The sequence below is a fragment of the Glutamicibacter sp. NPDC055354 genome (genome assembly GCF_053644955.1).
In genome coordinates this window covers 777290-802799 of sequence record NZ_JBSHMB010000001.1, presented here as the reverse complement: position 1 = coordinate 802799, position 25510 = coordinate 777290, and the positions used below count along the sequence as shown (strand labels likewise).

Sequence of the window (25510 nt, the reverse complement as noted above, 5' to 3'; positions counted from 1 at the left end):
CTTCGGAAGAAAGTTGGTAGTTCATGGCTGAACGTCAGCAAGTTGATTTTTGGTTCGATCCAATCTGCCCGTTCGCTTGGGCGACGAGCCGCTGGATCAAGGAAGTGGAAAAGGTCCGCGACATCGACGTGAACTGGAACGTCATGAGCCTCTCGATGCTTAACGAAGGCCGCGACCTTCCAGCTGACTACCGCGCCAAGATGGACATCTCATGGGGGCCGGTGCGGGTGGTCACGCGTGCTGCCCAGGAACACGGCGAGGGAGTCAAGGACAGCTTGTACACCGCCATGGGTGAACTGTTCCATTACGAGAAGATCGAAGATCGTGATGAAGTCATCGCCAAGGCGCTGCAGAAGGCGGGATTGCCGGCGGAACTCGCTGAAGCTGCGCATACCGATGCCAACGATGACGTGCTGCGCTCGAGCCACGAGGCAGGCATCAACTTGGTGGGGCAGGATGTAGGCACGCCAATCGTCGCCGTTGATGGCGTTGCTTTCTTCGGTCCGGTCATTACCCGTATTCCAACTGGGGAAGATGCAGGAAAGATGTTTGACGCTGCGGCGCAGCTCGCATCCTTCCCGTACTTCTTCGAAATGAAGCGCACTCGTACCGAAAGCCCGGTTTTCGACTAAGCGGGAAGTTTCTGTTCCAAGGACGTTGTCTCATTGCGAGGCAGCGCCCTTGGTTTTTAATCAGTGAAGGCGCTTGGCATGGAGGGCCGGGTGTTCGCCCTCCGATGCCACTAATCCACGGGACGATTGGCTATCCGCCGACGGAGGAAGGCGCGCCATCAAGGTGCCGATCCGCATGGGCCGGACCAGTATTCTGTGCATCCGCCATTCGTTGCACCGGTGCTTCACCTTCTCGTCGGATCGCGGAGCACGCGGTTCATAATGGCCAGAGACGGTTCCGCAGTCCAATTGGTGCGTCGTTCGAACCTCCGTTTCTTAGGCTCGGATGATGACTCATGAATCCAGGGCAACGGCGCGCGGCGGGCGGACAGTTCAAGCTGCCTTTGCAGAGTGCGCAGGCGTCATCGGATCGCAAGGCAAGTCGTGGAGGTAGGCCGTCGGCATCGGCAACCGGCTCTATTGGGTGTCGAATAAGTCCAATTTTAAAGCCTAATTAATGCATATTTTTTCCTACAGGGCAGACATCGCGAAGCCTGGAAAGTATCTGTTACCGAAGCTTCTATTTCATATATTCAGACACGCTGCTCCGGTCTCGCGCGGCAAGGCCGGACTCTGGGCGTGTGATTCGGCTCACTGGCATTTAGGGGCTGGTTTGAAATCACCAGAAATGCACGGGCTCATTCGAAGGGGAGTCGTGGCGCCGGGGAATCGATTGAAAGTATCTGTTTCAAAACTATTTCGCTTCACAACTTGGTGGCCGTTGCAGGTCGGTGACGCGGCGGGCGGAGGAAAATATTCCTGTAGAAAATGCTTGAAGTGTGTGTTTGACTGTTTCCCACGAGTGCAACAGCACCCCCATCAATAGTGGCAAAGAAGCCACTGGACAAGGAGTTAAATCGTGCAGATTCGTTCTCTAATTACGGATTCATCCAAGGGCAAGGGGCGCCGCAAGCTGGCAAGCGCCGCGGTTCTTGCAGGCGCGCTGATGCTCGGCGTGGCACCGATGGCCTCGGCAGCGCCGACGACCACTGGTGGCGACGTTGAGTCAATCAAGATCTCGGAACAGAAGGCTGACGCAGCGGTATCCTACTGGACCGCGGATCGGATGAAAGCCGCAAAGAACGCAGATTCACTCGTAGCTGGCAAGTCGGGTTCGGCTGCCAAGGTTGAAGCCGGCAAGCCGGCCAAGGTCGCCGGTCATGGCGCGCAGGCGGCAGCCGGAAAGCAGGCCCAAACGAAGGGTGGCAAGACTCGCGCTACCCAGGAAACACCGGTTTCGCACATCGGCAAGGTGTTCTTCACTCTCGGCGGATCAGACTATGTGTGCTCTGGCAACGCTGTCGTCTCCGCCAACGAGTCGACGGTCTCCACCGCTGGCCACTGCCTGAATGAAGGACCCGGTTCATTCGCAACCCGTTGGGTCTTCGTTCCAGCCTATGAAAACGGCAAAGCACCCTACGGTTCCTACGCAGCGACCGAGCTGGTGGCACCAACTGAATGGTCAAATGGCGGGGACATCACCTATGACACAGGCTTCGCCGTGGTCAGCTCCAGCGGTGGTGCGTCCTTGACTGATGCCGTTGGCGCTTCGGGGGTCGCCTTCAACCAGGCGCGCGGACAGTACTACACTGCTTACGGCTACCCAGCTGCTTCGCCATTCAACGGCGAGACCTTGCAATCGTGCAGCGGATACTCCAGCGACGATCCGTTTGGCCAGTCCCAGTCCCAAGGCATTCCATGCAACATGACCGGCGGCTCGTCCGGTGGCCCATGGTTCCTGGGGAGTGGATCTAACGGCTACCAGAACTCTGTGAACAGCTTCGGCTACAGCTCGGTGCGCGACACCATGTTCGGACCGTACTGGGGGTCGGTGATCCAGCAGGCATACCAGAGCGCGCAGAACTAAGCACTAATAACCCAGCAGCTGGACATCGATGGGGATCCAGCTGCTGGCTGCAAGTAGATGGGAAGAGAAGATGACCGACGGAAATTCGCCAGCTGCCGGGTCAGAAGACTCGGTCCAGAAGCATCGTCTTGAGTCCAGCGCGGAAGACCAATTGGAACACTTCACCGGCGAACGTCGACGCGCGGCTCGGCCCATGGAGAAAACCGTCCAGTCTCCACCCGAGACGGATGACCCTGATGCGGGGGAGGAGCAAGGGCAGAAATAGCAAAACCGGTTGCCATCCCGATGACGGGATGGCAACCGGTTTTTCTGGTTCAACTGCTATTCGGTTTCTTCAGCCGGAGCCAATTCAACGTTGGTGACAGTCATTTCACCGTCGGCTTCAACCAGGGTCAGCTCACGGGCGTTCGCCGCGGACTTCAAGTCCTCGAATCCTGCCTTGAGCTGCGCAACCTGAGACGCTGGAGCGTGGATCTCGCCCGAGAGCACTTCGGTACGCTGCTTGACCTTCGCATCGGACTTGGCCTTGCGGATGCCCGAGAGAGCGACGCCAACCAGTGGCAGTACCGCCGGGTCGGAGCCCTCCACTGCAGCGGACAAGTGCCCGGTGCTTGGCCACTGGGTCAGGTGCACCGACCCGGTGCGCCACCAACCCCAAACCTCTTCGGTAGCGAATGGCAGGAATGGCGCGAACAGCCGCAGCACGGAATCAAGGGTGGTGGCCAGGGTAGCCAGAACCGACGCCTGCTCGGCTTCGCCGTGGCCGCCGTAGGCGCGGTCCTTGACCAATTCGACGTAGTCGTCGGTGAACGACCAGAAGAACGACTCGGTGATATCCAGCGCGCGAGCATAGTCGTAGTTGTCGAAAGCGCGCTGGGCGTCTTCGATAACGGTCGACAGGCGAGCGAGCAGCGAACGATCCAGCCCGTTGGTGACTACCGAAGCGTCATCGGTCAAGACGTTGGCGTCGGTCGCGCCCAAGTTCAGCACGAACTTCGAGGCGTTGAGGATCTTGATGGCCAGGCGGCGGCCGATCTTCATCTGGTTGATTTCATACGCGGTATCGGCACCCAGCTTGGCACTGGCCGCCCAGTAGCGTACGGCGTCCGCGCCGAACTTATCCAGGACTTCGTTAGGTACAACCACGTTGCCCTTGGACTTGGACATCTTCTTGCGGTCCGGATCCAGGATCCAGCCCGAAATCGCAGCGTGCTTCCACGGAGCGTTGCCGTGCAGGGAATCTGCGCGAACCGCGGTGGAGAACAGCCAAGTACGGATGATGTCGTGGCCCTGCGGGCGCAGGTCGAAGGGGTAGACCTTCGAGAAGAACTCGTCGTCACGGCCCCAACGGCCAGCGATTTGCGGGGTCAGCGAGCTGGTTGCCCAGGTGTCCAGGACATCGGCATCGCCAATGAAGCCGTTAGCGGAGCCGCGCTGGTCCTCGGTGTAGCCGGTCGGCGCGTCTGCTGCCGGGTCAACCGGAAGCTGGTCGATGGTCGGCAACAGCGGCGCATCGTAGTTCGGTTCGCCGTGCTCGTTGACCTGGTACCACACTGGCACTGGTACGCCGAAGAAGCGCTGGCGGGAAACGAGCCAGTCGCCGTTCAGGCCCGAAACCCAGTTTTCGTAGCGCGAGCGCATGAACGACGGGTGGAAATCAATTTCCTGGCCGCGTGCGATCATCTGGTTGCGGCGTTCTTCATCACGGCCGCCGTTGCGGATGTACCACTGGCGCGAGGTCACGATTTCCAGCGGCTTGTCGCCCTTTTCGAAGAAGTTCACCGGACGGGAAATCTTCTTCGGCTCGCCATCAAGCAGGCCCGCGTCGGAAAGCATCTCGACGACGGTTTCCTTGGCGGAGAACACGGTCTTTGCCGAAATCTGGGCGTACGCTTCCTTGCCGGCCTCGGTGGTGATCCACTCGGGGGTGTCTGCAAGGATGCGGCCGTCGCGTCCAATGATCGGACGGGTTGGCAGCTGCAGTTCGCGCCACCAGGTCACGTCGGTCAAGTCGCCAAACGTGCACACCATGGCAATGCCAGAACCCTTGTCGGCCTGGGCCAATGGGTGCGGGTGGACGGTGACGGGAACTCCGAAGATCGGCGAGGTCACGGTCTTGCCGAACAAGTGCTGGTAGCGCTCGTCATCCGGGTGGGCCACTAGCGCGGCGCAAGCAGCGAGCAGTTCCGGGCGGGTGGTCTCGATGAAGACCTGCTCGCCGTTTTCAGCGTCGAATGCATAACGGTAGTAGGCGCCGGGCATTTCCCGGTCTTCGAGTTCGGCCTGGGCCACTGCGGTACGGAAGGTCACGTCCCACAGGGTTGGAGCTTCAGCCATGTAGGCGTCGCCCTTTGCCAGGTTGTCCAGGAAGGCGCGCTGCGAAGTTGCACGCGAATTGTCGTCGATCGTGCGGTAGGTCATGCGCCAGTCCACCGAAAGGCCCAGGGTGGTGAACAGCTGCTCGAAGACCTTTTCGTCTTCGACCGCCAGCTCTTCACAGATCTCGATGAAGTTCTTGCGGCTGATGACATCCCAGTCGCGCTGGTTCTTCGCAGGCTTTTCCGGTGGACGGTAGCCCTCGATGTAAGGCTTGGTCGGGTCGCAACGGACGCCGAAGTAGTTCTGCACGCGGCGCTCGGTAGGCAAGCCGTTGTCATCCCAACCAAGTGGGTAGAACACGTTCTTGCCGATCATGCGCTGGTAGCGAGCCAACACGTCGGTCTGCGTGTACGAGAACATGTGTCCTACGTGCAGCGAACCCGAAGCGGTTGGCGGGGGAGTGTCGATGGAGTACACGGCTTCGCGAGTCGTGTCCTCATTGAAGTGATAGGTGCCCTCGGTGCGCCACCGGGACGAAAGACGTTCTTCCAAGCCTTCCAAAGCGGGCTTGTCAGGAACGGAAACCGTTGCGGGCGTGTCTGTGCCCAAGTTTTCTTCTGCCATGCGTCTATTCTTCCATGTTTTGCCCGGCGCACAGTCATTGTTGCCCATGGCTTGCACCACGCCGCTGTCCAGCCGGGACCAGCTGGATCAAAAGCCTGTGCCGGACCGGCGGCCCTTGGCTCAGCCGTCCTGCCGCGAACGCCGAATCACCTTGTCGCCCGCACCAGCGGCACGGTGCACCCGGGCATAGCAGCGCCGTCTGGCGTTGGCGCATTCCTGCATGGCTCCGCTTACGCAAGATATTCCCTCCGATTGCATTCCTCCGGCAGCCGCGCCAGCTGCACGTTGCCGCCGCGCAGTAGGCGCAGACGGGACAGCATCGGCCATGGCCCTGGCGGCACCGCCGACGCACGCCGCCCTGGATTCCAGGCCCTGGCCCGGAAGAAAATCTTGCCGCATGAAATGTAAGAGAAATTCATGCCTTACCAACTGGTAATGATCTGGTTCTACAGTTGACGTATGACAATTACAGATAAGACTTCTTCCCGTTCGGCCGTTGTTACCGGAGCTTCCAGCGGAATCGGCCAGGCAACAGTCCGTGCGTTGCGCGCACAAGGATGGACCGTCTTCGCAGTAGCCCGCCGGGCCGACCGCTTGGAAAAGCTCGCCGCTGAATGCGGTGCGATCGCGGTGCCAGCAGATGTCAGCGTGCAGGCAGATGTCGACGCACTGGTAGAAACGGTCACCGCGCAAGGCGGCGCAGATACGCTGGTCAATTGCGCCGGCGGTGCGCGTGGAACCGAAACCTGGGCCGACGCGGTCGATGAAAACTGGGACTTCATGTGGCAAGCCAATGTCATGGGAACCATGCGCTTGACCCGTGCACTGCTGCCCCAGCTTCGCGAGGCGCGAGGCACCGTCTTGAACGTTACCTCCACCGCCGCACTGGCCAGCTACGAAGGCGGCAGCGGCTACAACGCGGCAAAGGCCGCTGAACGTGCCATGACCCAGGCGCTTCGTCTTGAAGAAGTCGAGAACGGGCTGCGGGTAATCGAGATCCTGCCCGGCCTGGTGCAGACAGAAGAGTTCGCGCTCCGTCGTCTGGGAAGCCAGAGCGCCGCCGACAACGTCTACGCCGGTGTGGAGAATCCCTTGACCGGTGAAGACGTTGCCGAAGTCATCCGCTATGCGGTCAGCGCCCCGGCCCACGTGAATCTGGATGAAATTGTCATCCGCCCGCAGGCGCAGGCCGCCAACCACAAGCTAGTGCGCAGCGCCAAATAGGCGCCCAACAACATCGGTGAGGATCAATTCATGAGTCAAGCGACCCAGCAGAAGATACATGTTGTCGCAACATCCCACGGCACGGACAACGCCAACGGGCAGCAACTAATCCATGATCTGCGTGCCGACCTGGAACGGCGGAGCGAAGAGCGATTCCCGGTGCAGCTTGTCTGGCACGAAGCCTATGTGGATGTCCAAGAGCCCCGGCTTGAAACGGTTATCGCCGGTTTGCCTGAAGGCGAGCCGGCAGTGGTCTTGCCGCTGCTGGTCTCCGACGGCGTTCATACGACGCACGACATTGCGCAGGCGGTCTCCTCGCGCGCGGGAACCTCCGCCGCCCTGCCATTGGGTCCGCTGCCGGAGCTGGCCCAAGTCCTGGCGCAACGCGCCGCAGGGCACCTGGCCAACGACCCGCTCGTTGTCTTGGCGACGGCGGGCACGAGATTGGAAGTCGGCCAAAACCAGGTCAAGAATCTCGCCGAGCAGCTCGCTGTCCTATTGGAGCGCGAAGTGCAGGTGGGCTACTGCGCAGGGGCCCAGCCGCGGATCGCTGACGTCGTGGGAAATGCTGCCGCGCGTCCAGTGCTCGTGCTCAGCTCGCTGCTCGCCGACGGATTCTTCCAGCAGAAGCTGGCTAGCACGGGGGCAGGCGTGGTGACAAGCCCCCTGCTTCCTGACGTAATGATTGCTCAATGTTTCCTTGTGCGACTGCAAAAGGCGCTCGAAGAGGAGCTTTTCATGTCTCCAGATGACGAAGTCCTAACTCGTTAGGCAACGCGTAGCCATGTGACACCGGCAGGTTGCCGACCCCCTGGGGGCAGTTCCTACGCTGGTGGACATGACGCAGACAACCACACCAGTTCGCTCCACAAGAGCGGCAAAACCCAACGGCCAATGGAAAATCGACGGCCCTGCCCCGTTGAATGCCAACGAAGAGATGAAGGCCGCCGACAACGGCCTGAACGTGCGCCAGCGCATCGAGGAAATCTACTCGAAGCAGGGCTTCGATTCCATTGAACCCGAGGATCTGCACGGCCGCTTCCGCTGGTGGGGCCTCTACACCCAGCGTGCCCAGGGGATCCCCGGCGGCAAGACGGCGACGCTGAGCCCAGAAGAACTTGAAGACCGCTACTTCATGCTGCGCGTGCGCATCGACGGCGGCGCCCTGACCACCGAGCAACTGCGCGTCATCGGCCAGATCTCCACCGACTTCGCCCGCGACACCGCCGACCTGACAGATCGCCAGAACGTCCAGCTGCACTGGATCGACGTCGTCGATGTCCCGGAGATCTGGCAGCGGCTGGAAGCCGTCGGCCTGCACACCACCGAGGCCTGCGGCGACGTGCCCCGTGTCATCCTCGGCTCTCCGGTGGCAGGCATCAGCAAGGACGAGATCATCGATCCCAGCCCGGTGATCGCCGAAATTTCCCGCCGCTACATCGGCAAGCCGGAATTCGCGAACCTCCCGCGCAAGTTCAAGACCGCCATCACCGGCCACCCAAGCCAGGATGTCGTCCACGAAATCAACGACATCGCCTTGATCGGCACCGTCCACCCGCAGCTCGGCCCCGGATACGACCTTTGGGTCGGCGGCGGGCTGTCGGCAAACCCCCGCCTTGGCGAACGCCTCGGCGCTTTCGTGACCGAAGAGCAGGCCCCGGATGTCTGGGAGGGCGTAGTTTCCATCTTCCGGGACTACGGATACCGCCGCTTGCGCAACCGCGCACGCCTGAAGTTCCTGCTGGCCGAATGGGGCACGGAAAAAATGCGCCAGGTGCTGCAAGATGAGTACCTGGGCTATGAGCTGCCCGACGGCCCGTTGCCGGAGCAGCCCACCGAAGCAGGAGACCACAGCGGAGTCAACGAGCAGAAGGACGGCAAGTTCTACATCGGGTTGACCGCTCCGGCTGGCCGCGTATCCGGTACCGCGCTGACCGGCCTTGCCGATTTGGCCGAAGCCCATGGATCCACCCGGCTGCGCACCACCCCGCACCAGAAGATCATCGCCCTGGACATCGCCGAAGAGCAGGTGCAGGACTTCGTCGCTTCGGCCCGCGCCCTGGGCCTGGAGGCATTCCCCAGCTTGTTCAAGCGTTCGGCCATTGCCTGCACCGGTATCGAATTCTGCAAGCTGGCCATTGTGGACACCAAAGACACCATGATTGACGCGGTAGCAAAAATCGAGGATCGCCTGGCCGACCACGAGGGCAAGCTGCCTCGCCAGCTGTCTCTGCACGTCAACGGCTGCCCGAACTCCTGCGCCCGCATCCAAACCGCGGACCTCGGATTCAAGGGGCAGCTGATAACCAACGACCAGGGAGAACAGGTCTCCGGATTCCAGGTTCACCTCGGTGGCACCCTGGCCGGTTTCGAAAATGGCGAAGCCGCCCTGGGGCGCACGGTGCGCGGGCTCAAGGTCGCGGCTGATGAATTGCCCGAATACGTGGAGCGGGTAGTGAAGAACTACTCTGCCTCGGCTGCCGAAGGGGAATCCTTCGCTGCCTGGGCCCACCGAGCTGAAGAGGATGAGCTGAAATGAGCAAGCCGACCCCAGTACGTACCCGCAGCGAGGCTGAACTGCGGCGCATCGCCAAGCTGGGCGCCGCCGAGCTGGGCTGGGATGCCACAGCGGACCAGGTCGTCGCTTTCGCAGCTGAGCACCTCGACGCCGACGAGGTAGCGGTGGCCTGCTCGATGGCCGATGCCGTGCTGCCGCACCTGGTCTGCGCGCAGCTGCCCAAGGTCGATGTGCTGTTCCTGGAAACCGGATACCACTTTGCCGAAACCCACGGAACCCGCGACGAAGTGGCTCGCACGCTGGAGGTGAACATCGTCGACGTGCTGCCTGCCTTGACCGTGGCCGAACAGGATGCGAAGTTCGGCAAGGACCTGTTCTCCCGGGATCCGGCCGCCTGCTGCCAGCTGCGCAAGATGGACCCGCTGGCCAGATCCCTGTCCGGATACAGCGCGTGGTTCACCGGGGTACGCCGTGACGAAGCTGAGACCCGCATCAATACGCCCCTGGTCGCTTTCGACGAGAAGCACGGACTGGTCAAATTCAATCCCGTGGCCCCCTGGAGCTTCGATCAGCTGATCGACTACGCCACCGGGCACCAAGTACCCGTGAACCTGCTGCTGTCCAACGGCTACCCGTCCATCGGATGCCAGCCTTGCACCCGGCCGGTAGCCGAGGGCGAGGACCCGCGGGCTGGCCGCTGGGCCGGGCTGAATAAAACCGAATGCGGAATCCACGTCTAAGGAGCGAATCATGACCATCACCGCTAACGCGCCCGCAGGCACCCAGCGCAGCGTCCTGGACGCCCTGGAAGCCGAATCAATCCACATCATCCGCGAAGTGCTCGCCGAATTCGACAAGCCCGGACTGCTGTTCTCCGGCGGCAAGGACTCCGTAGTCGTCCTGCACCTGCTGGCCAAGGCCGTCTCCCCGGGCCGCGTGCCCATCCCCGTCGTGCACATCGATACCGGCCACAACTTCGCCGAGGTGCTCAACTTCCGCGACGCGGTCGTGGAAAAGTACGGGCTGAACCTCGTCGTCGGCTCCGTGCAGGAGTACATCGACCGCGGAGAGCTGGCCGAGCTGCCCGACGGCACCCGCAACCGCCTGCAGACCCGGGTCCTGCTGGACACCATCGAATCCAACGGCTTCGACGTGGTCTTCGGCGGGGCGCGCCGCGATGAGGACAAGGCCCGCGCCAAGGAGCGCATCCTGTCCCTGCGCGACGAGTTCGGCGTCTGGGATCCGCGCAACCAGCGCCCGGAAATCTGGAGCCTGTACAACGGGCGGCACGAGCCGGATTGGCATGTGCGCGCCTTCCCGATCTCCAACTGGACCGAACGCGATATCTGGGCCTACATCCAGCGCGAGAACATCGAGCTGCCGCCGATCTACTTCGCGCACTGCCGCCAGGTCTTCGAACGCGACGGCATGTGGCGGGCACTGACCAGCGTCAGCCAGCCCAACGCCGATGAGCCGGTCGTCGTCAAGCAGGTGCGCTACCGCACCGTGGGCGACGCCAGCTGCACCGGTGCGGTGCTCTCCGCCGCCGACACCGTGGCGAAGGTGCTCGATGAATTGGCCGTCGCCACCATCACCGAACGCGGAGCCACCCGCGCCGACGACCGTATTTCCGCCGCGGGAATGGAAGACCGCAAGACCGAAGGGTACTTCTAAGATGACCACCACACTATTGCGCATCGCTACCGCCGGTTCGGTCGACGACGGCAAGTCCACTCTCGTGGGCCGCCTGCTCCATGACGCCAAGGCCATCCTCGCCGACTCGCTCGATGACCTGGCCCGTACCAGCGCCGAACGCGGCTTCGGCGGCAGCGCCGGAACCCTGGACCTCGCGCTGGTCACCGACGGGCTGCGCGCCGAACGCGAGCAGGGCATCACCATCGACGTGGCCTACCGCTACTTCTCCACCGACAAGCGGTCCTTCATCTTGGCCGATTGCCCCGGACACGTGCAGTACACCCGCAACACCGTCACCGGCGCGTCGACCGCAGACGCGGCGATCGTGCTGGTTGACGCGAGGCACGGCGTGCTGGAGCAGACCCGGCGCCACCTTGGCGTGCTCGCCTTGCTGCGGGTTCCGCAACTGGTCATCGCCGTGAACAAGATGGACCTGATCGACTGGGACGAAGCGGCCTTCAGCCAGATCGAGGCCGAAGTACTCGCGCTCGCCGGAGAACTCGGCCTGAAGTCAACCACCGTCATCCCGGTCTCCGCGCTTCAGGGAGATAACATCGTCGATCCTTCGGCTTCCGCGCACTGGTATGCCGGCCCGACTTTGCTGGGGCTGCTCGAGGACATCGAGCCGCGGCTCGGCGGGGGCACTGCCCGTCTGGATGTCCAGTACGTGATCCGCCCGCAGGGCGCCTTGGCTCCAGGCCTGGACCCGGACGCGTACCGCGACTACCGCGGATATGCCGGAACTCTGGTTGACGGCAGCTTGGCCGTGGGGGAGTCCGTGCAGGTGCTCTCCAACGGCCAGCCGGTGAGCAGCCGGATCAAGGCCATCAGCACCCCTGCTGGTACCGCGCACCGCGCCCAGACCGGCGACGCCATCGTTGTCGAGCTGGAGACCGACTTGGATATTGCCCGCGGCGACACCATCGTCGCCGGCGAACTGCCAACCGCGCACCGGGAGTTCCAGGCGAACATCTGCGTATTGGATCCAGTGAAGCTCACTAGCGGCCAACGGCTGTTGATCAAGCACGGTACCAAGGTCGCCGCAGCCAAGCTGTCAACCATCGACTACGTCATCAACGTGGCCGACTATTCGCAGCAGCCCGCCCACTCCTTGGAGCTCAACGACCTGGGCCGGATCACCTTGCGCAGCCAGGCAGGGTTGGCCATCGAGCAGTACGCCACCTCGCGCACTGGCGGAAGCTTCCTGCTAATCGATCCAGCTACGGGGCGCACCCTTGCGGCGGGGATCATCGAGGAAAATAATGAAGCAGCCTGATGTTGGCCAAACAGGAAACCAAGGGCGGGTCCGGCTGACGGCTCATGGGCAGAAGACCGGCTTCCGAGGACGCTTCCTCGGGCTGGCGGCGGTCGGAGCATTGAGCGCAGTTGCTGTGGCGACGACGTTTCTTCCGGGACCAAATGAAGTACCAGCGCAGGCGGCACATCACGGACCGGCAGATGAGCTGAAGATTGGCTATTTCGCCAACCTCACCCATGCTCCGGCCTTGATCGCCCAGTCCGAAGGTCTTCTCCAAGATCACCTTGAAGAAGACGGTACCAGTGTCCAAAGCCAGATATTCAACGCGGGACCGGCAGCCGTAGAAGCCTTGAACTCGGGGGCCATCGACGCCGCATATCTGGGGCCAAACCCGGCGTTGAACAGCTACCTGTCCAGCGATGGCGAGTCGTTGAACGTGGTGTCCGGCGTCGCCTACGGCGGAGCCAGCCTGGTTGTCGACAAGAAGATCACTGAGCCCGAGGAACTGGCCGGCAGCAATCTGGCCAGCCCGCAATTCGGCGGAACCCAGGATGTTGCCTTGCGCAGCTACCTGAAGGGCCTGGGCTTGAAACAGGACGCCACAGTAACCCCGAGCTCCAATGGAACCGTCGCACAGCTTTTCGGCCGCGGTGAAATTGACGGTGCTTGGCTTCCGGAGCCCTACGCTTCATTGCTAGTCGAGAAGAACGGGGGACACCGCTTGGTGAATGAAGCCGAGCTCTGGCCCGACGGCAAGTTCCCGACAACGGTTCTGGTGGTCTCCAAGGAATTCATGGCTAGCCATCCGCAAACCGTCCAGAAGCTGGTCGATGCAAATACCCAAGCCATCGATTGGCTCAATCATGCGGACGGAAAACAGAAGTTGGCGGCTGTGCAGAAAGCTTTGGTCGAAGCCAACGGAAGTTCCTTTGACAAATCAGTGATCGCTGAAGCCTTGAAGCAGGTGCACTTCAGCGAGGACCCCCTGCCTGAAACCTACCAGTCGCTCGTGGACCACGCATTGGCCGTAGGAGTGGGGTCTGGCGGTAACGCAGACGGACTCGTGGATACGCGTTTTCTTGAACAGCAGGAGAAGTAATGGGAGTACGGCTGAATGAAGTTTCCCTGAGCTATCCAGGCACTGGCTTGGTCATAGATCGCCTCAGTGCAGAAATTGAAGACGGGGAGTTTATCGCTGTCTTGGGGGCCTCAGGCTGCGGCAAGTCGTCCTTGCTCAACATGATTGCTGGGTTACTGCCGCCCAGCTGCGGCTGGCTTGAAGTACCTGAAGACGGCGCGGCATTCATGTTCCAGGATGCCAACCTCCTGCCGTGGCTCACTGCCAGCGAGAACGTTGACCTGGCGCTCAAGCTCGCGGGGAAGCCAGCTCCGGAACGCCAGCAACGCGTCGAGGAACTGCTCAACCTCGTTCAGCTGGGGCACGCAAGCGGCAAGAAGCCGCATGAACTTTCTGGCGGCATGCGCCAACGCGTAGCTTTGGCCAGGGCTTTGGCTCAGGACCGCCAGGTTCTGTTGATGGATGAGCCATTTGCCGCCCTGGACGCCATCACGCGTGACATGCTCCATGAGCAGTTGCGGGCCTTGTGGAGGCAAACGGGCAAGACCATCATCTTCGTCACCCACAATGTGCGTGAGGCGATTCGCCTCTCCGGCCGCATTCTGGTGCTTTCTTCGCACCCCGGGCGCATCCTTGAGACTCGCCGGATCACCGGCGAACTCCGCAATAACCCGGCCGAGGCCGCCGCATTGGCCGATGAACTAACCACGATTCTCAGAAAGGAGCAGCGGAAACATGAGCTCACTGACAGAATCTCGAACTAGGTTCAAACCCGTGCGCGTTATCAAGCTACGCCCGAACAACCAGCTCGATTCATGGGTTGCCCCCTTGCTCACTGTGGTTGTGCTTCTGAGCCTGTGGCAAATTATTTCCTGGGCAAGCCCACTGCGCGAAGACCTTTTTCCCGGTCCACTGGTTGTCGCGGCTAAGCTTCCGCAACTGCTGGCAGATGGATCATTGGTTGCGGCCGTGGGCAATTCGTTGTTCCGCGCCGTGAGCGGGTTCGCGATTGCCGTGATTATTTCCACCCCGCTGGCGTTGCTGCTGGCGCATCAGCCGCTGTTGCGCAAGGGGGTGGGGCCCCTGGTATCGGCCATGCAGGTATTGCCCTCTATTGCGTGGGTTCCCGCAGCCATCATTCTTTTTGGCCTGAGCGATGCGACCATCTACACGGTTCTGCTGCTCGGCGCGATTCCATCCATCATCAATGGCCTGCTCGCCGGGATCGACATGATTCCAGCGCAGTACAAGTCCTTGTCCAAGGTGCTCGGTGCCTCCAAGTGGGAGCATGTGCTGCACATTGAGCTGCCAGCTGCCATGCCAGGGTATGTAGCCGGACTGCGTCAGGGCTGGGCTTTCGCTTGGCGTTCGTTGATGGCTGCCGAATTGATTGCCGTGGGCGGTTCGCTGGCCCTAGGCGTCGGTTCACTGCTGCAACGGGGCCGCGATCTGGCAGACCTGCCATTGGTCATGCTGGTGATCTTGACCATCCTGCTGGTGGGTGTGCTGATCGAATTGGTATTTTTCGCTCCGATTGAACGCAAGCTGTTGCGCGATCGAGGAATGACCCGAACGGGAGAAAACAATGGCTAAAGGGCATATCACCCTGATTGGCGGTGGGCCGGGGGATCCCGAGCTGATTACCCTCGCCGGCTATAAGGCCCTGCTTGCCGCGGAAGTGGTTTTGGCCGACAAGCTGGGACCTACCGCGTTGCTGGCAGAACTTTCCGATCATGTGGTTGTCATCGATGTGGGCAAGTCACCAGGCTGCCACGTCAAAACCCAGGATGAAACCAATGAATTACTGGTCAAGTACGCTTTAGAAGGTAAGCGGGTAGTTCGCCTCAAAGGTGGCGACCCGTTTGTACTTGGACGCGGCGGCGAGGAACTGCTCTACGCCGCGAAATACGGGATCCCTACGCGTGTGATTCCCGGAATTACCAGTGCAGTCTCCGTGCCCATGGCCGCTGGCATTCCCGTCACGCACCGGGGAATAGCGGCCGGTTTTACCGTAGTCAGTGGCCACAGCGAACTCGCGGACGTGCCGATCCGCTCCGATCACACCCTTGCGGTGCTGATGGGAGTATCGAATTTGCCACAAATTGTTGAGACATTGCTTACCCGTGGTTTACCGTCAAGTACACCGATTGCGATAGTTGAGCGAGGTTACTCACAGACGCAGCGCACAACTATCGGTACGCTAGAAGGGATAGTAAAGCGCGCCCGCAAGGCCGCAGTGGCGAATCCGGCCGTTATCGTTATTGGTGACGTCGTTCGGCTAGCCCCGGAAGCCTCCGACCAACTGGTAGACCTCCTGCCGCTAGAGAATGCCGATGCCACCGCGCCGGCCTCATTCGTTGACTAAGAAAGAGAAGTTGTTTGATGAGTGAAATTATCGTCCCTGAGCACCTCCATTCCCGGGCGCTGCGTGTTGCCATCGTTGGTGCCGGTCCGGCCGGCATCTACGCCGCTGACCTGCTCAACAAGAGCCAGCCGGTCGCATCGGGCGAACTGAAGCTGCACGTTGATCTCTTTGACGAGCTTCCTACGCCATTCGGTCTGATCCGCTACGGAGTTTCCCCGGATCACCCGCGTATCAAGGGCATCATCAACGCCCTGCACAAGGTGCTGGACAACGACTGGATCGACTTCTACGGCAACGTCGGCTTGGGCCGCGACATCTCGCTGGAAGACCTGCATACCCGTTACGACGCAGTGATCATCTCCACCGGTGCCCAGAAGGACGCTGACCTGAACATCCCAGGTGTCGATCTTGAAGGGTCCTTCGGCGGCGCCGACTTCGTGTCCTGGTATGACGCACACCCAGATGTTGACAAGAACTGGGACCTGTCCGCCAAGGAAGTTGCTGTCATCGGCAACGGCAACGTTGCCCTGGACGTGGCCCGCATCCTTTCCAAGCATGCTGACCAGCTGCTGGAAACCGAGATCCCTGAGCACATCTACGAGCAGCTGAATGACTCGGCCGTCACCGACGTGCATGTCTTCGGCCGCCGTGGCCCGGCCCAGGTGAAGTTCACCCCGCTGGAACTGCGCGAACTCTCGCACTCCAAGGATGTTGACATCGTCCTGTACCCAGAGGACTTCGAGTTCGACAAGGCTTCGGATGAAGCCATGAAGACCAATAACCAGACCAAGACCATGGTCTCCACCTTGACCAACTGGCTGATCGAGCAGGAAGAGCGCGAAGAAGCTCCAAGCGCCTCGCGCCGCCTGCACCTGCACTTCCTGCAGTCGCCAGTCGAGGTACTGGGCGAAGACGGCAAGGTCACCGGCTTGAAGGTGGAGCGCAACGAGCTCGACGGAAATGGCGGCGCACGCGGCACCGGCGAATTCGTCGAGTACCCGCTACAGGCCATCTACCGTGCCGTCGGCTACTTCGGTTCGGCAGTCGACGACATCGAATACGACGGGGCCAAGGGAGTTTTGCCCAACGTGGAAGGCCGCGTGCTGAACGCGTCCGGCGCTCGCGTTCCCGGCCTGTATGCCACTGGCTGGATCAAGCGTGGCCCGATTGGGCTGATTGGCCACACCAAGGGCGATGCCCTGGAGACCATTACCCACTTGCTTGAAGACCTTACTAAGCTGGCGCAGCCGGATTCTTCCCAGAAGATCTCGGAACTGCTCGAAAGCCGCGGCGTGAACTTCTCCAACTGGGATGGCTGGAAGAACTTGGACGCGCACGAGAAGGAACTGGGCGCCGCAGCCGGCACCGTTTCGACTCGCTTCGGCGAGATCACTCGCGACCGCGTCAAGGTCGTAGAGCGCGAAGCGATGATGGAATTCTCTTCGGCAAAAAAATTGGTTGAGAGCCTGTAAGTTTCACCCCGGGCTCTAGCACTGAATGGGCGGTGTCCCTCGGCAAATTTGCCGAGGGACACCGCCCATTAGTGTTATCAGAAGTGCATTCAGGAACTCTATCGATCAGTGGATAAGCTGGGCTTCATCACGGATCTGGAGGGACATGCCATCTTGGGCAGAAATTTAATTTTCAACTAAATATGCTCATTTTGTCTCTCGCTTGATGCAGAATGGCCTTAACGGAGCAAAGATTATTTGAGTGTATGGAGCATTCGATGTTGAACTTCACTGCCATTGATTTCGAAACTGCGAATTCCTTTCGAGGGTCACCATGTTCAGTGGGACTTGTACGCGTCCGCGATGGACGGACCGTGGAGGAACGTCATTGGTTAATTAAGCCACCAAAAGGTGCCGATCACTTCGACCCGTGGAATGTCTCAATCCACGGAATCACCTCTGACATGGTTCAAGACGCGCCTCGCTGGAACGAAGTTCTACCACGCATCGTAGACTTTGTTGGAGGCGATATTCTCGTCTCGCACAATGCTGCATTCGATACGGGCGTTATCCGTTATGCCTGTGCAGCTGACACCATTGAATGCCCGGAATTCAACTTCTTGTGCACACTGGTGACTGCCCGAAGGGCCTTGCAACTTCCTTCATATCGGCTTCCTTACGTCGTCGAAGCGCTGGGATTGTCGATGAAGAATCATCACGACGCGTTGGCTGATGCCAGAGCAGTGGTAAATATTGTCGACAGGCTTTCAGAGCAGCATGCGGCCGCTGACCTTCAAGAATTAGCCGACACTGTTGGCGTCCGACTAGGGTACATGGCTCCCGGGATTTACCGGGGAGGGCAAGCTCGTGCCAAATCAACATCTAAGCCATTGACCGATGTCGAGATTAATACCGAAGCGGATCCGGACGGATATCTATACGGACGTGTCGTGGTCTTTACTGGGGGACTGAAATCGATGCCGCGTGAAGTAGCCAGGCAAGAATGCGCCCGTCTTGGTGCGATTCCCGAAGCAAACACAACAAAACGAACCAACGTTTTAGTCATCGGCGATATTGATCCGACAGTTCTCCGTCCTGGATCCGAACTGACAGGAAAAGCTCGCAAGGCGTTCGAACTTCAAGATAAAGGGCAATCGATAGAAGTCATGACAGAAGATGACTTCTTACGGTGTCTCGATGGAACTCAACTTGATGGTGTCGAAGTCCTGCTTCCTAATTCCTCAACGGGGTCGTAGAAATAAAATATCGTAGCGTTGCAATGAATGGATACCGTGGATCGCACAGGTAACGAGGCATCTGCGAATAGTTGTAGAGATGGCCCAGCGCATTACGCTCTGGGCCGCCTCTATACGTTCTACGCGCGATGGGCTAGCCGGCCAGCTCAACCTTTTGGGTTGGCTTCTGGGCGCCGACACTGCGGCGCAGCATGATGAACAGCAAGATCATGCCTGCGGTGATCGACATGTGGCCAAGGCCCGCGATGCCCGAGATCATCTTGGACGACTCAATGCCTAGCACGGTCATGATGCCGTGGGTGAGCTGCATGCCCGCGGTTAGGATCACGCCCGCGTTGTAGGTGCCCATGAACCACGCGAAGAGCTTGCGGTGCTGGCTCAGGCCGAAGGCCTTTTCCAGAAGGAGCACCAGCAGCAAGATGATGAAGCCCAGCACCAGCAGGTGGGTGTGGACTACGGAGAGCTGGGTCCACTGGCCTTCAGGGAATCCGTTCATCTTGGTGAATTCACGGTAGAAAAGACCGGAAGCTACACCGAGGACCATGTAGGCGAAGGAGAAATTCACGAGCTTACGCATTGATTTTGTTTTCTTTCTGAACGGTTGGTTCTGCAGTTGCTTCTGCAGCGGAGGAAGTTGTGCCGAAGAGTGGATGCTTGCCTGAGCCCAGGACTGCGAACATCGCCGGGAGCAGCAGGGTGCGAACGACGAAGGTGTCCAGCAGGACGCCGAGTCCGACGATCAGGCCGAGCTGGCCTAGTACCGTGATCGGCAGTGTTGCCAGTGCCGCGAAGACACCTGCCAGCACGAGCCCGGCACTGGTGATCACCGAACCGGTGCGGCTTGCGGCCAGTACCACTGCGTCGCCCAGCGCCAGCACCTGCGAGTCTTGGCGAACTCGCTGGGTCAAGAAGATGGTGTAATCCACGCCCAAGGCGACCAAGAAGACGAAGGCCAGCAGCGGCACCTGGACATCCAGGGCGTTGGCCTCGAAGACCACCGAGGAAACCAGGGAACCCAAGCCGACGGCGGCGCCCGCGCTGAGCAAATTCACCAGACCCAAGGCAAGTGCGGTTCGCCAGGAACGGGTCAGCCAGCCGAGCATCACGAAGCAGATGACCATGATCAGCGGGGCAATCACGAACAGGTCGCGCAGGTGCATCTGGTGCGAATCAAGCTGTTCGGCGCTCTGCCCGCCAATGAGCACCTGCCCGGTACTGCCGGTTGCCGCAGCACCGCGCAGGTCCGCTACCAGGTCCTGTGCCATGGCCGAGCTGGGATCGACAGCCGAGATGACAGAGAACTGCTGCCATGGCGTGGTGCCGAGCTGGGAGGATTCGCCAACACGCTTGACGTTGTCGACTCCGGAGAATTCATCTCGCAGGACCTGGACATCGGTTCCCTGCGCCAACACGGTGATCGGCTGGGTTTCACCTGCGGGGAAGTGCGCGGCCAGGGTCTGCATGGCACTGGAAGACTCGGTGGCGGTGCGGAATTGCTGGGTCTGGTCCAGGCCGATACGGGTGCCGATCAACGCTCCAGCCAGCACCATGAGCAAGACCGCCAATGCTGCCAGGTTCAGACCCGGACGGGTCATCACAGCACGAGCAGCACGTCCGAAGAAGTTTTCCTTCTTGCTTTCCTGTCCCGGACGGGGGACCAGCGGCCAGAACGCCTTGCGCCCGGCAAAGGCTAGGATCGGTGGCAGCGCAAAGAGCACGAAGAACGCAGCGATCAGCAAGCCAGCGGCGCAGACGATGCCCAGCCCGCGGGTATCTTCCATGACGGCCAGTCCCAAGGTCAGCAGGGCCAGCACTACGGTGAGGTTGGAGGTCAGGATCGCTTCGAAGCTGGCCGCCCACGCCTTGGACAGCGCCTGGCGGTGATTAGCATTCTTCTGCAGTTCATCGCGGTAGCGGGAGATCAGCAGCAAGGCGTAGTTGGTACCGGCGCCGAAGACCAGCACGCTGAGCACGCCGGAGTCGAAGTGCAGATTGAAGGCGTTGCCCAGCAGGTTCGCCACCAGGGAGGCGCTGCGATCGGCGAGGGCAACAACGACCAGCGGGATCAGCCAGAGTACCGGCGAACGGTAGGTGAGGATCAGCAAGACTGCCACGATGCCCACCGTGACGGCCAGCAGGGTGAAGTCCGCCCCGGCGAAGGCATTGGTGATATCTACTGCGAAGGCGGTAGAACCAGTGACCTGCACGGCCAGCCCCTGAATGGGATGGGCCTGGATCCAGTTGCGGACCTCATCCAGCTTCTGGCGGTCGGCCGTATCGGAGACCGTATCCCAGGTGAGCGGAACCATGGCTGCCTGCTGGTCTTCGCTGGCCATGGTGCGGCCGGCGGACACCTCCGCGTCGTGGGCTAGCGCCGCGGTCTGCTCATCAAGGGCAGCGGTGTCGGCATTGCTCAACGCATGGCCATCGGCGCGGTTGGCCACCAGCAAAGCCGAGCTCTGGGAATCGCTGGTGTTGGCATCCAGGATTTCGGCGACCTGTGCCGATTCGGAGCCTTCGACCAGGGAGCTGGCCGCACGGGTTGGGGCTTGGATGCTGCTCAGCGCACCAAAGAGAACGAGAACTACTGCAAAGATGCCGGCGGCCCAAATGCGGGCTCCGCGGCGGTTGGTCAGCGAATCGCCGATCCAGGGGATAACTGGAACTTTCATAGTTCCAGTTAACGAGATTTCGCAGGTCAGGCCATCGTGGAAAGGGGTGAATAAAACTTCAACCGAAAGGTTGAGATGCACCCCGGCGTGTCACCGGGATTCTGTTGATCAGCTACAGCAGTCCGTGGTCTTTGGCCTTGTTGATCGCGTCGGTACGCGTGGTTGCTTGGAGCTTGTCGAAAATGTGGACCAGGTGGGTTTTGACCGTCGCCTCCGAGACGAACAGGGCCTTGGCGATCTGCTTGTTGCCGGCACCGGTAGACAGTTGGGCCAATACGTCCTTTTCGCGCTTGGTGAGCTCGATTTTGGGACGGCGCATGCCCTCGACAACGCGCTGGGTCATCTTCGGGGCCAGGACCATGTGCCCGGCGGAGGCTTGGCGGATGGACTCGACGATGGTCTGGGCACTGACATCCTTGAGCAGGTAGCCGGCAGCTCCAGCTTCGATGCAAGCGAGCAGCTCTGAGTCCTTGTCGAAGGTGGTCAGGATCAGCACATAAGGCGGTTTGGCCAGTTGGCGGATCGCCGCGGTGGTTTGTGCACCGTTCATCCCGGCACCCAAGCGCAAGTCGCAGAGCACCACATCGACGGTGTTGGCCTTGACGAATTCCACCGCTTCCTCGCCGCTGGATGCTTCGCCAATGACAACGATGTCGTCGTAGTTCTCGAACAGCGCGCGCAGGCCGGTCCGCACGATGGGGTGGTCGTCGACCAGCAGGATCCGGATCATGAGTTGTCCTTTGCTAAGCGAAGCGGAAGGTGGGCGCACAGGGCGGTGCCTTCACCGGGTGAGCTCTCGACATCCAAACCGCCGCCGAGTTCGCGCAGGCGCTGGTTCATTGCGGTCAGGCCGAAGCCTCCGGTGTGCGTACTGGTTTGCACGCGACCAGTTTTGGGAACGAATCCGATGCCGTCATCGACAATATCCAAACGTACCTCGTCGCCGCTGGACCCCAGGCTGAGCGCCACCGTGGAGGCCTGGGCATGGCGCAGCACGTTGGACAGGGCGGATTGGGTGGTGCGCAGCAGCGCGATCTGCACATTCGGATCCAAAGTGGGCAGCCCCGGTTCGATATCCAATCGGGTCTCCAACTTCGAATCGGCCTTGAAATTCTCCAAGACGCGGCCCAAGGCTCCGGCGAGCGCCTGGGAATCGAGTTCTGCCGGAGCCAGGGCGGCGATGATGCGACGCAAATCGGTCAGCGCTTGCCCGGAAAGCTCATCGATGCGACTCAGAGCCGCCGAGGCAGACTCTGGGTCTTTGGAGGCTTCTGCCGCCTTGGCATGCAATCCGATGGAGGAGAGCTGCTGGGCCACGGTGTCGTGGATTTCGCGGGCCAAGCGGGTGCGTTCGGTGGCGATGCCAGCCTCATGCTGGGAGCGGGCCAATTCTCCTTGCAGGTCTGCCATTTCCTGCTGGGCTCGCACCAGGGAATTCACCAAGGATGTGCGCACTTCGGCATCGCGTTCCATCTGCAGGTATCCGCGGGAGATGCCCCAGGCGAATAGCCCGCCAACCAAGGGGCCGGCAATGGCGGCAATGCTGAGCTCGGCATTGTGCAGGTAGGGAGCGAGCAAAGTAAAGGCGTAGACGACCACTGACCACAATATTGAGGGAAGAAATGGCAGCTGGTGGCCCAGAAGAAGCCAAAGGCTGAAGGCCAACCACATGAATTCAGCGGAAACGAAGAGGCTTGCAATCCAGATCCCTAGCAGCAGCGCCAACCACCACGCGGGCTTGGCGAAGACTCCTTTCTTGGCACGGGAAACGAAGCCGAGGCTGTACCAAGTGGCGAAGAGTACCGAGACGAGGATCGCGGGCAGGACATTTCCTTGCGCTGAAATCTGTCGCAGCAACGCGATGGCAAGCAGGATTGCCGTCACCAGGTGCTGCCCCCAGCGCAGCACCACTGGCGAGGCCAACGAGTGCTGCTGATTCTGGGTGTCCAACCACTGCGGCTCGTAAGTACTCATGAATGCCAGCCTACTAAAGGCTGCTGCCGGTTATTGATCGGCAAGTATTACCAGTTGAGCTGTCGCTCTGGTCATGGCCACGTATCTGCGCACGGCTCCGCTTAATCCGGTGCCGAAGGAGCGTGGCTGGCAGACGAGCACCAGATCGAATTCCAGGCCCTTGGCGTTCTCTGGCGAAAGAAAGCGGACCCTGCCAGAGTCGTGGAAGCCAGAGGCCCCGATAACTGCCGCCGTGCCCTCGGCATTTTCGCCTAGCCAATCATCGAGTATTAATTCCAGTTCGGTCAGGCGGGCATAACGCACCGGTGCACCATCCGTGCGCAATGATCGCGGCACGTTCGCCTCGGGCATCTGTGCCTGGATCTGTTCTGCGGCTGCTTCCATGATCTGTGCCGTGCTGCGGTAGTTGACCCGCAAGCGGGATACGGAGATGCCGCGAATGCCAATCCTGGCCAAACGCTGTTCCCATGTCGTGTTGAAGCCGTGAACGGCCTGGGCCCTATCGCCCACAAGCGTCAGGCTCCCTGATGGGCAACGGCGTTGGATCATTGCCCATTGCGCATTGGTCAGGTCCTGGGCTTCATCGATGATGACATGCGAAAAGGGTCCGTCGTAATTGAGCGAGGCCAAATTGTTCTCCGGAGCTCCGGCGAGAAGCTGCTCCTGGAGATCGTGGTGGATGAGCTGGGATGCCAGATCCTCGCTGTCGTCAACCGAGTCCATCAGATCATCAACGACGTTTTTCCATCGAGTACGCTCGGCGTGCACTCTGAACTGTTCATCACGACGTTTCGCTTCGCTGTGCGGGTCGCCAATGAGAAAGCGCGCAAGGTCAATCAGCGGAATATCCGACGTGGTCCATCGGCCAGAAGCCGAACTTGCCAGTAGCTTTTCGATCTCTTCGTTGCCAAGGTCTCTGCCGCTGTAGCGGAGCAGTTCCGGGGTTGAATAGAGCGCCCGCAGCAGCTTGCATGGATCCAGGACAGGCCAGTGCTCATCTAGCAACCCATTCAGTGCTGGATTTCTCTCCCACTCCGAGCGCGGCAGTGGCTTCGTGTCTTCGCCTCTGAGGGCTTGGGGGAGCAATTGATCAATGAGGGCATCACGCAATTCGATGCGTGCTTCATTGTGCGGCGTTGCTTCGCCAATCATGGTGACCGCAGTGCGCCACAGCTGCGTTGTCAGAGTGGCTTGAGCTTCCCCAAAGTCGATTTGAACGTCAACGGAGGGAGGCTCTTCAAAGACCTGCACGGCCCTCTTGACTGCATCCAGCATTGCCAGACTGGATTTAATGCGGTGGACTCCGTGATCCGGTTCCGAGGGCAAATCATCGCCAATCGAAACTATGTTCGAAAGCGTTGAAATGAGCACCTCGTCCTCGCCGAGATTCGGAAGAATGTCAGCGACATAGGAGCTATAGGCCTCGTGCGGGCTTACCACCAAAACCTTGCCGCCCTGGCGTTGAAGCCGTGGGTCCGCATGCAGCAAATAGGCGGCTCGATGCAGGGCGACCACCGTCTTGCCGGTACCCGGCCCGCCATCAACCACCAGCGCGCCTTGCGAGCTTCTCCGGATGATCGCGTCCTGGTCCGACTGGATGGTTGCGAGCACGTCGTGCATTTTTGGTGAACGCTTGCTGCCAAGGGAAGCGAGAAATGAAGAGTGGTCATCCAGGCGGGCGTGGGAAGCCAGCTGGGAGGAATCAAACACTTCATCCCAATAGTCACAGATGCGTTGCCGGCGCCAACGGTAGCGGCGTCTCATGGCCAACCCATGGTCCTTCTCATGGGTGGCGGCGAAGAATGGTTCTGCTGCCGGGGCTCGCCAATCAAGCAGCAGCTGCTTGCCCTGGTCGTCGCTCAAGCCACTGCGGCCAATGTATAGGCGCTCGCCGGTCCCGGCTATTTCCATGAAGCCTAAGCAGGCGTAGGGACCCATGCGGTCCAGCTGGCGCAGCCGCTGTGCTAATTCGCTGAGTTCAACATCGCGTTCAAGGGATTGCTGCAGCACGCCGGCCTGGTCTTGTCCTCGTCGGGCAATGCGCTCCATGATTTCGGATCGAAGCTGCCCAACCCGTTTGGCAATTTCGCAGAGCCGTTGCTGGTCCTCGCCAATCTCGGCCGAGTTCTCCGGTGCTGGACTGTGCTCGATGGCATCGAAATAGCTGGTGTTTGCGATTTTGGTAGGCACGCGGGCTCCCTGGTCTGGCTAGTTCTCGTGGGGAAGATATTGATTATGGACCCTCTGCGGGGCCTTGCGGCAAGGCCCCCTGGGCGCGCTATCCTGAAAATGCAGGGAATGGCGTTTTCGGTTTTCCAGCTGCGCACTGTGAGCCTGCGCTCACTTGCATTTCGAAGGCTGCCGGGAATTTTCAGCTGGGGCATCACGCGGTAGGATATAAGGACTGCGACTTTGATCCGGCTATCACCGGTGAGTCTTCGGAAGAACCGCGAGCATCATGAACGCCAAGTAGAACCGAACGGGACCAGCCCGTCACAGCTGAAGATAAGCGATTCCCCATCATTGCGGCGGGGGATA

General features: G+C 60.5%; 21 protein-coding genes. 15 read left to right on the top strand and 6 right to left on the bottom strand.

The window, feature by feature from the left end; translation table 11 throughout:
* Positions 1-23 precede the first annotated feature (23 nt).
* From ACWICV_RS03655 to ACWICV_RS03645, 3 genes are all read left to right on the top strand, one after another.
* Positions 24-632, top strand: coding sequence for a mycothiol-dependent nitroreductase Rv2466c family protein (locus ACWICV_RS03655; RefSeq protein WP_400342447.1), 609 nt, complete (start codon positions 24-26; stop codon positions 630-632).
* Between the two features lie 898 nt (positions 633-1530).
* A complete protein-coding gene (locus ACWICV_RS03650; RefSeq protein ID WP_454090726.1) occupies positions 1531-2538 on the top strand; it encodes a trypsin-like serine peptidase in 1008 nt (335 codons plus the stop codon).
* 70 nt (positions 2539-2608) lie between these two features.
* A complete protein-coding gene (locus tag ACWICV_RS03645; RefSeq protein ID WP_146112904.1) occupies positions 2609-2803 on the top strand; it encodes a hypothetical protein in 195 nt (64 codons plus the stop codon).
* Between the two features lie 56 nt (positions 2804-2859).
* Here ACWICV_RS03645 and valS read toward each other — a convergent pair whose 3' ends face one another.
* Entirely contained in the window at positions 2860-5481 is a 2622-nt protein-coding gene (gene valS, locus ACWICV_RS03640) for a valine--tRNA ligase (protein WP_105658467.1), read from the bottom strand.
* Positions 5482-5940: 459 nt separating this feature from the next.
* Between valS and ACWICV_RS03635 the strand changes: the two genes are divergently transcribed.
* The 12 genes from ACWICV_RS03635 to ACWICV_RS03580 all read left to right on the top strand — a co-directional run bounded on the left by ACWICV_RS03635 (position 5941) and on the right by ACWICV_RS03580 (position 18326).
* Positions 5941-6705, top strand: a complete 765-nt coding sequence (locus tag ACWICV_RS03635) for an SDR family oxidoreductase (RefSeq protein ID WP_332486850.1) — start codon at positions 5941-5943, stop codon at positions 6703-6705.
* 30 nt (positions 6706-6735) lie between these two features.
* Positions 6736-7476 carry a sirohydrochlorin chelatase gene (locus ACWICV_RS03630; protein ID WP_400288044.1) on the top strand — a complete coding sequence of 247 codons (741 nt, stop codon included), beginning with the start codon at positions 6736-6738 and terminating at the stop codon, positions 7474-7476.
* Positions 7477-7543: 67 nt separating this feature from the next.
* On the top strand, positions 7544-9244 hold the full coding sequence (locus ACWICV_RS03625) for a nitrite/sulfite reductase (protein ID WP_105661442.1): 1701 nt from the start codon (positions 7544-7546) through the stop codon (positions 9242-9244).
* Positions 9241-9963, top strand: coding sequence for a phosphoadenylyl-sulfate reductase (locus tag ACWICV_RS03620; RefSeq protein ID WP_454090727.1), 723 nt, complete (start codon positions 9241-9243; stop codon positions 9961-9963). The genes ACWICV_RS03625 and ACWICV_RS03620 overlap by 4 nt, the downstream gene beginning before the upstream one ends.
* Before the next feature lie 10 nt (positions 9964-9973).
* Positions 9974-10897 carry a sulfate adenylyltransferase subunit CysD gene (cysD, locus tag ACWICV_RS03615; RefSeq protein WP_105658472.1) on the top strand — a complete coding sequence of 308 codons (924 nt, stop codon included), beginning with the start codon at positions 9974-9976 and terminating at the stop codon, positions 10895-10897.
* A 1-nt stretch (position 10898) separates the two neighbouring features.
* On the top strand, positions 10899-12194 hold the full coding sequence (locus tag ACWICV_RS03610; protein ID WP_454090728.1) for a sulfate adenylyltransferase subunit 1: 1296 nt from the start codon (positions 10899-10901) through the stop codon (positions 12192-12194).
* A complete protein-coding gene (locus ACWICV_RS03605) occupies positions 12181-13275 on the top strand; it encodes an ABC transporter substrate-binding protein (RefSeq protein ID WP_454090729.1) in 1095 nt (364 codons plus the stop codon). The genes ACWICV_RS03610 and ACWICV_RS03605 overlap by 14 nt, the downstream gene beginning before the upstream one ends.
* Entirely contained in the window at positions 13275-14018 is a 744-nt protein-coding gene (locus ACWICV_RS03600; protein WP_400288038.1) for an ABC transporter ATP-binding protein, read from the top strand. Before ACWICV_RS03605 ends, ACWICV_RS03600 begins: the two co-directional genes overlap by 1 nt.
* Complete coding sequence (locus ACWICV_RS03595) at positions 13990-14847, top strand: ABC transporter permease (protein ID WP_454090730.1); 858 nt, start codon at positions 13990-13992, stop codon at positions 14845-14847. Before ACWICV_RS03600 ends, ACWICV_RS03595 begins: the two co-directional genes overlap by 29 nt.
* On the top strand, positions 14840-15619 hold the full coding sequence (gene cobA, locus ACWICV_RS03590) for a uroporphyrinogen-III C-methyltransferase (protein ID WP_454090731.1): 780 nt from the start codon (positions 14840-14842) through the stop codon (positions 15617-15619). The genes ACWICV_RS03595 and cobA overlap by 8 nt, the downstream gene beginning before the upstream one ends.
* 17 nt (positions 15620-15636) lie before the next feature.
* The gene (locus ACWICV_RS03585; RefSeq protein WP_454090732.1) at positions 15637-17091 is read left to right on the top strand and encodes an FAD-dependent oxidoreductase; all 1455 of its coding nucleotides are present in this window, start codon (positions 15637-15639) and stop codon (positions 17089-17091) included.
* A 212-nt stretch (positions 17092-17303) separates the two neighbouring features.
* Complete coding sequence (locus ACWICV_RS03580; protein WP_454152481.1) at positions 17304-18326, top strand: exonuclease domain-containing protein; 1023 nt, start codon at positions 17304-17306, stop codon at positions 18324-18326.
* 133 nt (positions 18327-18459) lie between these two features.
* Here the strand turns inward: ACWICV_RS03580 and ACWICV_RS03575 are convergent, their stop codons facing one another.
* The 5 genes from ACWICV_RS03575 to helR form a co-directional block, all read right to left on the bottom strand.
* On the bottom strand, positions 18460-18903 hold the full coding sequence (locus ACWICV_RS03575; protein ID WP_400288031.1) for a DUF2871 domain-containing protein: 444 nt from the start codon (positions 18901-18903) through the stop codon (positions 18460-18462).
* The gene (locus ACWICV_RS03570) at positions 18896-20998 is read right to left on the bottom strand and encodes an MMPL family transporter (RefSeq protein ID WP_454090734.1); all 2103 of its coding nucleotides are present in this window, start codon (positions 20996-20998) and stop codon (positions 18896-18898) included. The genes ACWICV_RS03575 and ACWICV_RS03570 overlap by 8 nt, the downstream gene beginning before the upstream one ends.
* Positions 20999-21110: 112 nt before the next feature.
* The gene (locus ACWICV_RS03565; protein ID WP_454090735.1) at positions 21111-21728 is read right to left on the bottom strand and encodes a response regulator; all 618 of its coding nucleotides are present in this window, start codon (positions 21726-21728) and stop codon (positions 21111-21113) included.
* Positions 21725-22972, bottom strand: coding sequence for a sensor histidine kinase (locus ACWICV_RS03560; RefSeq protein ID WP_454090736.1), 1248 nt, complete (start codon positions 22970-22972; stop codon positions 21725-21727). Before ACWICV_RS03560 ends, ACWICV_RS03565 begins: the two co-directional genes overlap by 4 nt.
* Before the next feature lie 30 nt (positions 22973-23002).
* Positions 23003-25162 (bottom strand): RNA polymerase recycling motor ATPase HelR, encoded by a 2160-nt coding sequence (gene helR, locus ACWICV_RS03555; protein WP_454090737.1) that lies wholly within the window; start codon positions 25160-25162, stop codon positions 23003-23005.
* Between the last annotated feature and the right edge of the window lie 348 nt (positions 25163-25510).

Excerpts from the sequence above, each read along its gene's own strand:
- ACWICV_RS03655 (WP_400342447.1), top strand. The coding sequence starts at position 24 with ATGGCTGAACGTCAGCAAGTTGATTTTTGGTTCGATCCAATCTGCCCG.
- ACWICV_RS03645 (WP_146112904.1), top strand. The coding sequence starts at position 2,609 with ATGACCGACGGAAATTCGCCAGCTGCCGGGTCAGAAGACTCGGTCCAG.
- valS (WP_105658467.1), bottom strand. The coding sequence starts at position 5,481 with ATGGCAGAAGAAAACTTGGGCACAGACACGCCCGCAACGGTTTCCGTT.
- ACWICV_RS03635 (WP_332486850.1), top strand. The coding sequence starts at position 5,941 with ATGACAATTACAGATAAGACTTCTTCCCGTTCGGCCGTTGTTACCGGA.
- ACWICV_RS03630 (WP_400288044.1), top strand. The coding sequence starts at position 6,736 with ATGAGTCAAGCGACCCAGCAGAAGATACATGTTGTCGCAACATCCCAC.
- ACWICV_RS03625 (WP_105661442.1), top strand. The coding sequence starts at position 7,544 with ATGACGCAGACAACCACACCAGTTCGCTCCACAAGAGCGGCAAAACCC.
- ACWICV_RS03620 (WP_454090727.1), top strand. The coding sequence starts at position 9,241 with ATGAGCAAGCCGACCCCAGTACGTACCCGCAGCGAGGCTGAACTGCGG.
- cysD (WP_105658472.1), top strand. The coding sequence starts at position 9,974 with ATGACCATCACCGCTAACGCGCCCGCAGGCACCCAGCGCAGCGTCCTG.
- ACWICV_RS03610 (WP_454090728.1), top strand. The coding sequence starts at position 10,899 with ATGACCACCACACTATTGCGCATCGCTACCGCCGGTTCGGTCGACGAC.
- ACWICV_RS03605 (WP_454090729.1), top strand. The coding sequence starts at position 12,181 with ATGAAGCAGCCTGATGTTGGCCAAACAGGAAACCAAGGGCGGGTCCGG.
- ACWICV_RS03600 (WP_400288038.1), top strand. The coding sequence starts at position 13,275 with ATGGGAGTACGGCTGAATGAAGTTTCCCTGAGCTATCCAGGCACTGGC.
- ACWICV_RS03595 (WP_454090730.1), top strand. The coding sequence starts at position 13,990 with ATGAGCTCACTGACAGAATCTCGAACTAGGTTCAAACCCGTGCGCGTT.
- cobA (WP_454090731.1), top strand. The coding sequence starts at position 14,840 with ATGGCTAAAGGGCATATCACCCTGATTGGCGGTGGGCCGGGGGATCCC.
- ACWICV_RS03585 (WP_454090732.1), top strand. The coding sequence starts at position 15,637 with ATGAGTGAAATTATCGTCCCTGAGCACCTCCATTCCCGGGCGCTGCGT.
- ACWICV_RS03580 (WP_454152481.1), top strand. The coding sequence starts at position 17,304 with ATGGCCTTAACGGAGCAAAGATTATTTGAGTGTATGGAGCATTCGATG.
- ACWICV_RS03575 (WP_400288031.1), bottom strand. The coding sequence starts at position 18,903 with ATGCGTAAGCTCGTGAATTTCTCCTTCGCCTACATGGTCCTCGGTGTA.
- ACWICV_RS03570 (WP_454090734.1), bottom strand. The coding sequence starts at position 20,998 with ATGAAAGTTCCAGTTATCCCCTGGATCGGCGATTCGCTGACCAACCGC.
- ACWICV_RS03565 (WP_454090735.1), bottom strand. The coding sequence starts at position 21,728 with ATGATCCGGATCCTGCTGGTCGACGACCACCCCATCGTGCGGACCGGC.
- ACWICV_RS03560 (WP_454090736.1), bottom strand. The coding sequence starts at position 22,972 with ATGAGTACTTACGAGCCGCAGTGGTTGGACACCCAGAATCAGCAGCAC.